This window comes from Candidatus Chlorohelix sp. (assembly GCF_037138995.1).
GTDB lineage: Bacteria > Chloroflexota > Chloroflexia > Chloroheliales > Chloroheliaceae > Chlorohelix.
On record NZ_JBAXHI010000016.1, the window covers coordinates 77,400 to 85,163 of the forward strand.

Genomic DNA, 7,764 nt, shown 5'->3' on the forward strand with positions numbered 1-7,764 from the left:
ACAGCCACTCGTCTAACTATGAGAACAATTAAACTACCGACTTCGCTTTTTTAGCACGTACAACTTTTGCAAACCATAATCACCAATCTGTGGAAGAAGTGCGCTGGTGCGATGCAACAAGCCACGATAATTGCGTTGCCCGTTTCGCACAAAGAAGGGGTAAATTGCCCATGTAAGCACATAGTAAGTGCTGCTAAAATGCTTAATGCGTTTAACCTCGAAATAAGGTTCAATAAAACGCAGAATTTCCGGCTCATCCAGATAACAGTTATGCCAAAGCGGGGACATCGCTTCCAGCCCTAATTTCTGGCGCAATCTATTCAATTTCTCAGAACTTTGTACGGTAACTTCTGAAATCATGAAAAGCCCGCCCGGTTTTAACACCCGGTGCGCTTCTAAAATCGCCGCTTTTTGATAAATCGGGCTACCCAGATTAATTAACGTGCGTTTGGTATAAACCTTATCAAAAGTGTTATCGGCAAAGTCCAGTTTCAGAAAATTGTTTACTTTGAAAAAAGCCGCCCCTTTAACATGTCCTGCCCTGCTCAGATTTAGATTGGCATGTTCAATCATACTAGGCGCATAATCAATGCCGGTAATCCGAATCTGGCGCATACGTGCCAATTGCAAAGTGGTATAGCCATTGGCGCAGCCGGCATCCAGCACCGTATCATCATCTTTGATATAGTGTGCTAGAACCACACCTTCACGTTCCAGCATAGTTTCATCTACCCAACTTGCGCTTGGAGACAAACCATACTTGCGCCCGCGCTGCTCCCAATGATGGCGAATCGGTTCCAAATCGCGCGGCAAGTCGGTTAAACGATAACTCGAGTTACCGCTATCAGCGCTGAGTTGCCTGCCGATAACCTGACGAGCAAATCCGGCACTTATATCATTTTTTTCAACGTGGGTAGGGGCTTCCTCAGAACTCATGCTTAATTTCCCGTAGCAAAACTAAAATCGCTTTACTTACTTCAAAATAATTCTGCTTGGCAGTACGTGTTGATGGGAATAATTATAACAGATTTACTACTTAATAAAAGGTTAAATAGCTGTCAGATTATATTTATTTTCTGACCGTCTATATAACCCATATTAGGCTTTGTTTTCTTCCATCAAATGGCGCAGGACATTCTTGAGAAGATTTAAATCACGGAGTGGCAGAGTATTGATACGTTCTGGATGCAGATACACGCGCAGTTCAGGGTCATTGATTTCCAAGCGGCTATTGTTATTGTTAATAGTACGATACCCTGCCATCTCCAACAACGCATCTTCGCTCAATCCAAAGTAATTAGCTATCTTCCCCAGTGTTGCGGGGTCAGGATGCCGGTATCCGCGCACTATATTGCCAAGAGTAGCTTCCCCAAGCCCCGCTGCAAGACTTGCGGCTCTCAACGATATATTGCGTTCGCGACATAGGCAGTCTAGATAAAAAGCGAGAGGTGATTGACTATTTCTTTTCCCATAAGAATCATCTTTAGATTTTCTTCTCACACAAATCTCCGAAGTAGCTAAGTGAATTCGTACTACAAAGAGCATTTCCCAAAGTTTAGCAGAAACCGAGGGGTTTGTAAATTTCGTTCAATTCATTTTTACTGTGCTATATAATACATTGAATGTTACTAATATAGATTTTAGAGATAAAATAGTACATGCTATATATAATCCATATGGAATCAAGCTATAATTATTATGGGACACTTTCAAGAGTAGTGGCACAGGAATATGTAGCCGAAGCGGAAAGAAATCGCGACTACGGTTAGCTCTCAGAGGTTCGCGTTCGCCATATAGCAAGCGTTATACGTTTTTCACCGCTATTTTGTATGCTATAATAGCCGGGTTCCTTCTTCATGAGCGCGTAAATTTAACTAATTGGAGCTACTATAAAATTGAAATTCCAGGATTTCCTGAGACTAACCTTGCTTGCTGCTATCTGGGGTGCTTCGTATATCTTTCTCAGAATCGCTTCGCCTGTGCTTGCTCCTGCCTTTCTAATCGAACTTCGGGTAGGGTTAGCGGGTATCGCGCTGGTGCTATACGCGATAGTAGCGCGTAAACATTTCAAGAGCGATGGTAAAATCCTACCCTTCTTTATCATAGGTGCGCTCAATTCCGCCATCCCTTTCACCCTCATCTCCACCGCCACAATTCACCTGACCGCCTCTTACGGCGCAGTCATCAACTCCACTACTCCGCTATTTACCGCGCTGGTGGCAGCAATCTGGCTGAAAGACTCTTTATCTTGGCTTAGGAGCTTAGGTCTTTTGATGGGTCTGGTAGGAGTAGTGGTACTAGTAGGACTTAGCCCACTGCCGCTCAACGAAGAAGTCATACTCTCAATCGCGCTTGCGCTGATTGCCAGCCTTTGCTTCGGGATTTCCGGCGTTTACATCAAACTAGCTCTAAGAAATACTACCTCGCTAACGCTTGCCACATGGCAACAACTGGCGGCAGGTATCTTGCTGCTTCCGATGGCAGCCACCGGAGTTCCTGCCTCTTTTCCCTCGTGGGAAGTGGTAGTGAGCGTGTTAGGGCTGGCGTTTCTTTCCACCTCGATAGGGTATCTGCTTTTCTTCCGACTCATCCAGAGCGTGGGTCCAACTCGTACCAGTGCCGTCACATTTCTGGTGCCAGTTTTCAGCATCGTATGGGGTATGATTTTCCTAAACGAGTCGGTGAGTCTAGGTATGCTGCTAGGCTTTGGGATAGTGCTGGCAAGCGTGGCGTTGGTAACAGAACTGAAATTCCGGCAACCAAAACATTTGTGAAGTTGACGGATACTATTTGGCTTAAACCTTTCAAACTAATCGAATTTTCTTTGTAGAATCTGTTCAGGAGGTTATATGAACCAAGATTTCACTCAAATTGAAGATAACGTTTTAGAATCGGTAGAAGGCAAAAAGCTCTCCGTAGCATTGGTAACCATGCCTTTTGCACAGTTTAGAAGACCTTCCCTGCAAATCGGCTTGCTAAAATCAATTGCAGAATCACAAGGCTTTCCAACCACCACTTTTCATTTAAACCTAGACTTCGCCAAACAAATCGGTTTAGAGCCTTATTACTGTATCAGTGAAGCCATCATCCCCGTAATGGGAGAGTGGCTATTTTCACTTGCCGCATTTGGGGATGACAGCCCTGACCAAAATGACACTTTCCCCGAAATATATTCAGCCATTGTAGCCGCAGTAACCTCTGAAGCAAACATAACAGTGGAGCGATTAGTGGAAATTCGGCGCATAGAAGCCCCGCGCTATATCGAAAAGTTGGTTGAAAATATACCTTGGCATAATTTTCAGGTAGTCGGCTTTACCGCTTCTTTTCAACAAAACTGTGCCTCCTTTGCCCTCGCACGCGCCCTAAAAATGCGCTACCCTGACATTACCCTGATTTTTGGAGGGGCAAATTTTGAAGGGGAAATGGGCATTGAATTGGTACGCGCCCTAGATTTTATTGATTACGCCGTGATAGGGGAGGGAGATAAGGCATTCCCGGAATTTTTACAGGCATTGCAAGAAGGCAAAGACCCGGCAAACATTCCAAGTGTGGTATGCAAACGCAACGGGCAAATTACCACCCCTAGAAGCCGTCCCCTTCTGCGGGAATTGGATGAGTTGCCCATCCCCGATTTCACCGAATATTTCGAACGTGCCAATACCCTCGAATTACTCACCGACAAGTTTTTAGGCGAGGTTTCGCTACCGTTTGAAAGTTCGCGGGGTTGCTGGTGGGGGTATAAGCACCATTGCTCCTTCTGCGGGCTGAATGGAACTGGAATTGATTATCGCAAGAAATCTATTGATCGGGTGTTATCCGAATTGACAGAATTGTCCGAGCGTTATCCTCACTCCTGTTTGGGGGCAACCGACAATGTGCTGGATTACAAGGAAGCCGACACTTACTTGAGCCGACTTGCTGCATTGCCTACCAAATTTAAATTGTTTTATGAGGTAAAAGCCAACCTCTCCAGAGGACAAATCAAGAAGTTTAAGGATGCGGGAATATTTCAAATCCAGCCCGGAATCGAATCCCTTAACAGCCATGTGCTGCAACTAATGCGAAAGGGGATTACCGGAATCCAGAATGTGAACACGCTGCGTTGGGCGAAATATTACCGCATACATGTGTCATGGCAAATTATCTGGGGATTCCCCGGAGAGACGGAGGAAGATTATCGTCAGCAAGCCGCGTTGATGTCAAAGCTGTTTTATTTAGAACCGCCTACAACATCAACTCGGATGTGGCTACAGCGTTTTAGCCCAAGCTACGCTGAGCCAGAGAATTTCCCGACCCGATTCATGCGCCCGGAAGCCAGTTATGCGTTGGTTTATCCCGAAACCATAGACCTCAACCGGATAGCTTACTTTTTTGATTACGAATTTGAGCAAGCCCTTCCCTTAAAAGCCTATGAGGAATTAAACAGGCTGGCGGAGCAGTGGCAGGTATCATGGCAAAATCCGCAAGAATTACCCAGCTTGAGATTCCGCATAAAAGCCGGAGAACTACAAGTTTTTGATAGGCGAGACCGCTCCAACCCACTAGAGTATAATTTTGACGAGTCCTATGCCCTGCTTTATCATGCTTGCAGCGAAAAGCCCCATTCTTCCCTATCCTTGAAAACAGGTCTGAGCCTTAAAGAAACAGATTCTCAAGTTAGGGCAAAGTTGCTGGAATTCTGTGAAAAAGGGCTGATGATACAGGATGGCAGCTTTTTCCTGAGCCTTGCGCTTCCGGTATCCGAAGCATCTGACATGCTGCTGGATAAAATTCTTCCGGTAGAGTTGAGGCAGAAAGTTTAGGCAACCCTCTGAAAAAAATTTGCAGCAGCCGAAACAGAGATTCCTTTACACAATCTTAACTTTTGTATCTTGAATCTTTGCTAAAATAACTTAGTGTGCTTAATTCCAACCTAATGATTTGTCGTTAGGCTTTTACCTCGGAAAAACACATTGAGCTTTCCAACGCTCTGTAAGCGGTTTTATTGATTTAAGTTATGAATTTACCGAATTCTATTCACATCGCGTAATTACTTCGACATTTTTCTACAATAGTTGTTCGCCAAAAGTTACTTTCTAGGGCAATAGCCCGAATTTGATAGAGTATTAAAGTTATTATTAACTTGCTTAAACCAATCATTTTACCTAATTGAAAGGAAACCTATTATGTCTGAACAATCTGCGGGCGAATTTCTGGAAAATATGGACAATGATGATACTCTGCGGAGCAAGGTTGTCTCTCTGGGTAGTAGCATTTCAGTGGACGATGTTGTTGCTTTAGCTGCCAAAAACGGCTATTCCTTCACTTCTGACGAATTTATCGCCGCTGGTTCCACCCGTATTGCTCCCGGCGCAGGCGGTGAACTTCCCGATGAGGCACTCGACCAAGTTGCTGGTGGTGGATCGGTTACTATAGCTTGGAAAGGCGCAAATATTCTTGGGCGAAACATCAACCCCGGCAACCTGAATCCGGGAGGTCTGGGAGGTCTAAGCGGTCATTAATCCGGCGCATTTGCGCTGATAGGTTTTTGTTTCTCGCAGGGGAATAGCCCATCCCTCTATGACTTTGAGGCTATTCCCTTCTTAATTGGCAAAATCCACATTCCTCCCTTGCAAGCAAAGCACACTCAGAAAATGGAAATCTATATCCTTCTTTCCCGATTCAGCCGAAAGAATCTGGTAATTTCCCGCGTTCTGTGCTACATATATCGGGTTAGGTAATGCGATTTCTTAAAGGGATAAAATATGCCTGCAACTACTGAGAATAAACCCGATAGAAAACATGTGCCAATTCCTCATGAGCAGTGGATTAGCATCCGGCGCTGGCCCGTAATTCTTGCGCTGCTGCTTACAGGGGGAATGTTCTATGTAATTTCGGACAAGCTGACCATTGGACCAAACTGGATACCCCTAGTTTCAGTAGTAGCGCTGCTTGTTCCGCTCACCGTGTCGCGATTACGTGGACACCAACACCTTACCCGCATTCTCGGCTTGGTAATAACCGGAGTCGTAACCCTTGCGCTAGTCGCCAGCGTGGTTTTGCTGATAACCTCACTTTTAGCCAAAAGCATCGAAGCTGCCAACTTGTTACGAGATGCGGCTTTGATTTGGAGCGCGAATGTAATGACCTTCGCGGTGTGGTACTGGGAAATTGATAGAGGCGGTCCCGCAGCACGACACTCCCATTGCGACACACGCCCGGATTTTCTTTTCCCCCAGATGAATATGCATAATGACGGTTGGGATAACTGGATACCAATGTTTATAGATTACATCTTTCTGGCGTTCAACCACAGCGCCGCTTTCAGCCCAACCGATACGGCAGTATTGAGCGCAAAGGCTAAAATATTGGTAATGACGCAAGCCTCCATTTCGCTGGTGGTGCTGGCAGTTCTAGCTTCCAGAGCAGTTAATATACTTTGACACAATCTTAACTAAGAATGATTACTATTTACTATTGACATCAAATTAGCCTATGCTATAATAGCCTCTGTAAGTGAATGATTGAACTAAACGCATTCCCCAAATGGGGTTAAATATCAATAGGAGGTTATAAGAATGTCACTAGTAGGTAAAGCTGCACCCGATTTCAATATGCCCAGCACCAAAGACCTTGAAACCCTTGCCGAAAATGTAAAGCTGTCCGATTATCGCGGCAAATGGCTGGTACTGTTCTACTATCCAATGGATTTTACCTTTGTATGCCCAACTGAAGTTACTGCTTTCAGCGAAAGAATCGCCGATTTCAAAGCCCTCAACGCAGAAATAGTAGGCGTTAGCACCGATAGCAAGTACACCCACAAAGCTTGGATTGAAACCGCCCCTGCTAACAACGGCATCGGCTTAATCAAATACCCGCTCGCCGCCGACCAAACCTTGCGCGTCAGCCGCGATTACGGTGTGCTAATCGAAGAACAGGGTGTGTCATTGCGCGGTTTGTTCCTGATTGACCCGGATGGCACGGTGCAATACGAAGTAGTACATAACCTGAGCGTAGGTCGCAACGTGGATGAAATCCTGCGTGTGTTGGAAGCACTCCAAACCGGCGAAAGTTGCGGAGCAAACTGGAAGCCCGGTCAAAAAACCATACATTAAAGCATCTAAAAAGGGGCGTTTGTCGCGCCCCTCTTTGTATATCTTTATCTGTTTATGGGCTTATCAAGCCTCGGTTTGTTCTTCCATTTTCTTGCGTAGAGAGAGCGGGCGCATATCCGTCCACACCTCTTTGATATAATCGAAACATTCTTGTTTAGTACCTGATTTCCCGACATCATTCCAGCCTAAAGCATTTTCACGATAAGCAGGCCAAATAGAATACTGCTCCTCATGGTTCATTACTACTTTATATATAGTGTTATCTTCACGGTCTTCCCTATTCATCACAAACTCCTTCGTCCATATAAGATTCGATTAGAAATATTTTTTATGTTGTGTACCTCAAAACAGCGTTTGTAGTACACTCAATTTATCTTACCAGAAATTCGCGCCAGTGAAAATTGCGTTATATATTACAGTATTTGATGAATCTATATGTCTATTTGAACAAGTATTCATATAGTTGTATAATAATGCTATCATTTAAAACCATTAGTGTCGTTAATTTATGGAGGTAAAAGATGACCGAGAAGCCCGAAACGCTGAAGAGTTTGAAAAACGCAGTAGTTGAACCCCACGGGCATGACCACGATGATGAACATGACCTGAATCTAACGCATAATCATGATTCGCATGAACATAACCACGACGAACACGACCACTCACATGA

General features: G+C 44.7%; 8 protein-coding genes. 5 read left to right on the plus strand and 3 right to left on the minus strand.

The window, feature by feature from the left end; translation table 11 throughout:
- Nucleotides 1–33 precede the first annotated feature (33 nt).
- Complete coding sequence (locus tag WCK19_RS09510) at nucleotides 34–936, minus strand: class I SAM-dependent methyltransferase (protein ID WP_342397130.1); 903 nt, start codon at nucleotides 934–936, stop codon at nucleotides 34–36.
- A 162-nt stretch (nucleotides 937–1,098) separates the two neighbouring features.
- Nucleotides 1,099–1,500: a helix-turn-helix transcriptional regulator gene (locus WCK19_RS09515; RefSeq protein WP_342397131.1), complete on the minus strand. Its 402-nt coding sequence runs from the start codon at nucleotides 1,498–1,500 to the stop codon at nucleotides 1,099–1,101.
- A gap of 395 nt (nucleotides 1,501–1,895) precedes the next feature.
- On the opposite strand from WCK19_RS09515, the gene WCK19_RS09520 reads away from it, so the two are divergent.
- From WCK19_RS09520 to WCK19_RS09540, 5 genes are all read left to right on the plus strand, one after another.
- Nucleotides 1,896–2,774, plus strand: a complete 879-nt coding sequence (locus WCK19_RS09520) for a DMT family transporter (protein ID WP_342397132.1) — start codon at nucleotides 1,896–1,898, stop codon at nucleotides 2,772–2,774.
- A gap of 75 nt (nucleotides 2,775–2,849) precedes the next feature.
- The gene (locus WCK19_RS09525) at nucleotides 2,850–4,802 is read left to right on the plus strand and encodes a RiPP maturation radical SAM C-methyltransferase (RefSeq protein WP_342397133.1); all 1,953 of its coding nucleotides are present in this window, start codon (nucleotides 2,850–2,852) and stop codon (nucleotides 4,800–4,802) included.
- 363 nt (nucleotides 4,803–5,165) lie between these two features.
- Nucleotides 5,166–5,501, plus strand: coding sequence for a Nif11-like leader peptide family natural product precursor (locus WCK19_RS09530; protein ID WP_342397134.1), 336 nt, complete (start codon nucleotides 5,166–5,168; stop codon nucleotides 5,499–5,501).
- Nucleotides 5,502–5,744: 243 nt separating this feature from the next.
- Entirely contained in the window at nucleotides 5,745–6,422 is a 678-nt protein-coding gene (locus WCK19_RS09535) for a hypothetical protein (protein ID WP_342397135.1), read from the plus strand.
- A gap of 135 nt (nucleotides 6,423–6,557) precedes the next feature.
- On the plus strand, nucleotides 6,558–7,094 hold the full coding sequence (locus WCK19_RS09540; protein WP_342397136.1) for a peroxiredoxin: 537 nt from the start codon (nucleotides 6,558–6,560) through the stop codon (nucleotides 7,092–7,094).
- A 63-nt stretch (nucleotides 7,095–7,157) separates the two neighbouring features.
- Here WCK19_RS09540 and WCK19_RS09545 read toward each other — a convergent pair whose 3' ends face one another.
- Nucleotides 7,158–7,379, minus strand: coding sequence for an MbtH family protein (locus WCK19_RS09545; RefSeq protein ID WP_342397137.1), 222 nt, complete (start codon nucleotides 7,377–7,379; stop codon nucleotides 7,158–7,160).
- Nucleotides 7,380–7,764 lie beyond the last annotated feature (385 nt).

Excerpts from the sequence above, each read along its gene's own strand:
- WCK19_RS09510 (WP_342397130.1), bottom strand. The coding sequence starts at position 936 with ATGAGTTCTGAGGAAGCCCCTACCCACGTTGAAAAAAATGATATAAGT.
- WCK19_RS09535 (WP_342397135.1), top strand. The coding sequence starts at position 5,745 with ATGCCTGCAACTACTGAGAATAAACCCGATAGAAAACATGTGCCAATT.
- WCK19_RS09540 (WP_342397136.1), top strand. The coding sequence starts at position 6,558 with ATGTCACTAGTAGGTAAAGCTGCACCCGATTTCAATATGCCCAGCACC.
- WCK19_RS09545 (WP_342397137.1), bottom strand. The coding sequence starts at position 7,379 with ATGAATAGGGAAGACCGTGAAGATAACACTATATATAAAGTAGTAATG.
- WCK19_RS09525 (WP_342397133.1), top strand. The coding sequence starts at position 2,850 with ATGAACCAAGATTTCACTCAAATTGAAGATAACGTTTTAGAATCGGTA.
- WCK19_RS09530 (WP_342397134.1), top strand. The coding sequence starts at position 5,166 with ATGTCTGAACAATCTGCGGGCGAATTTCTGGAAAATATGGACAATGAT.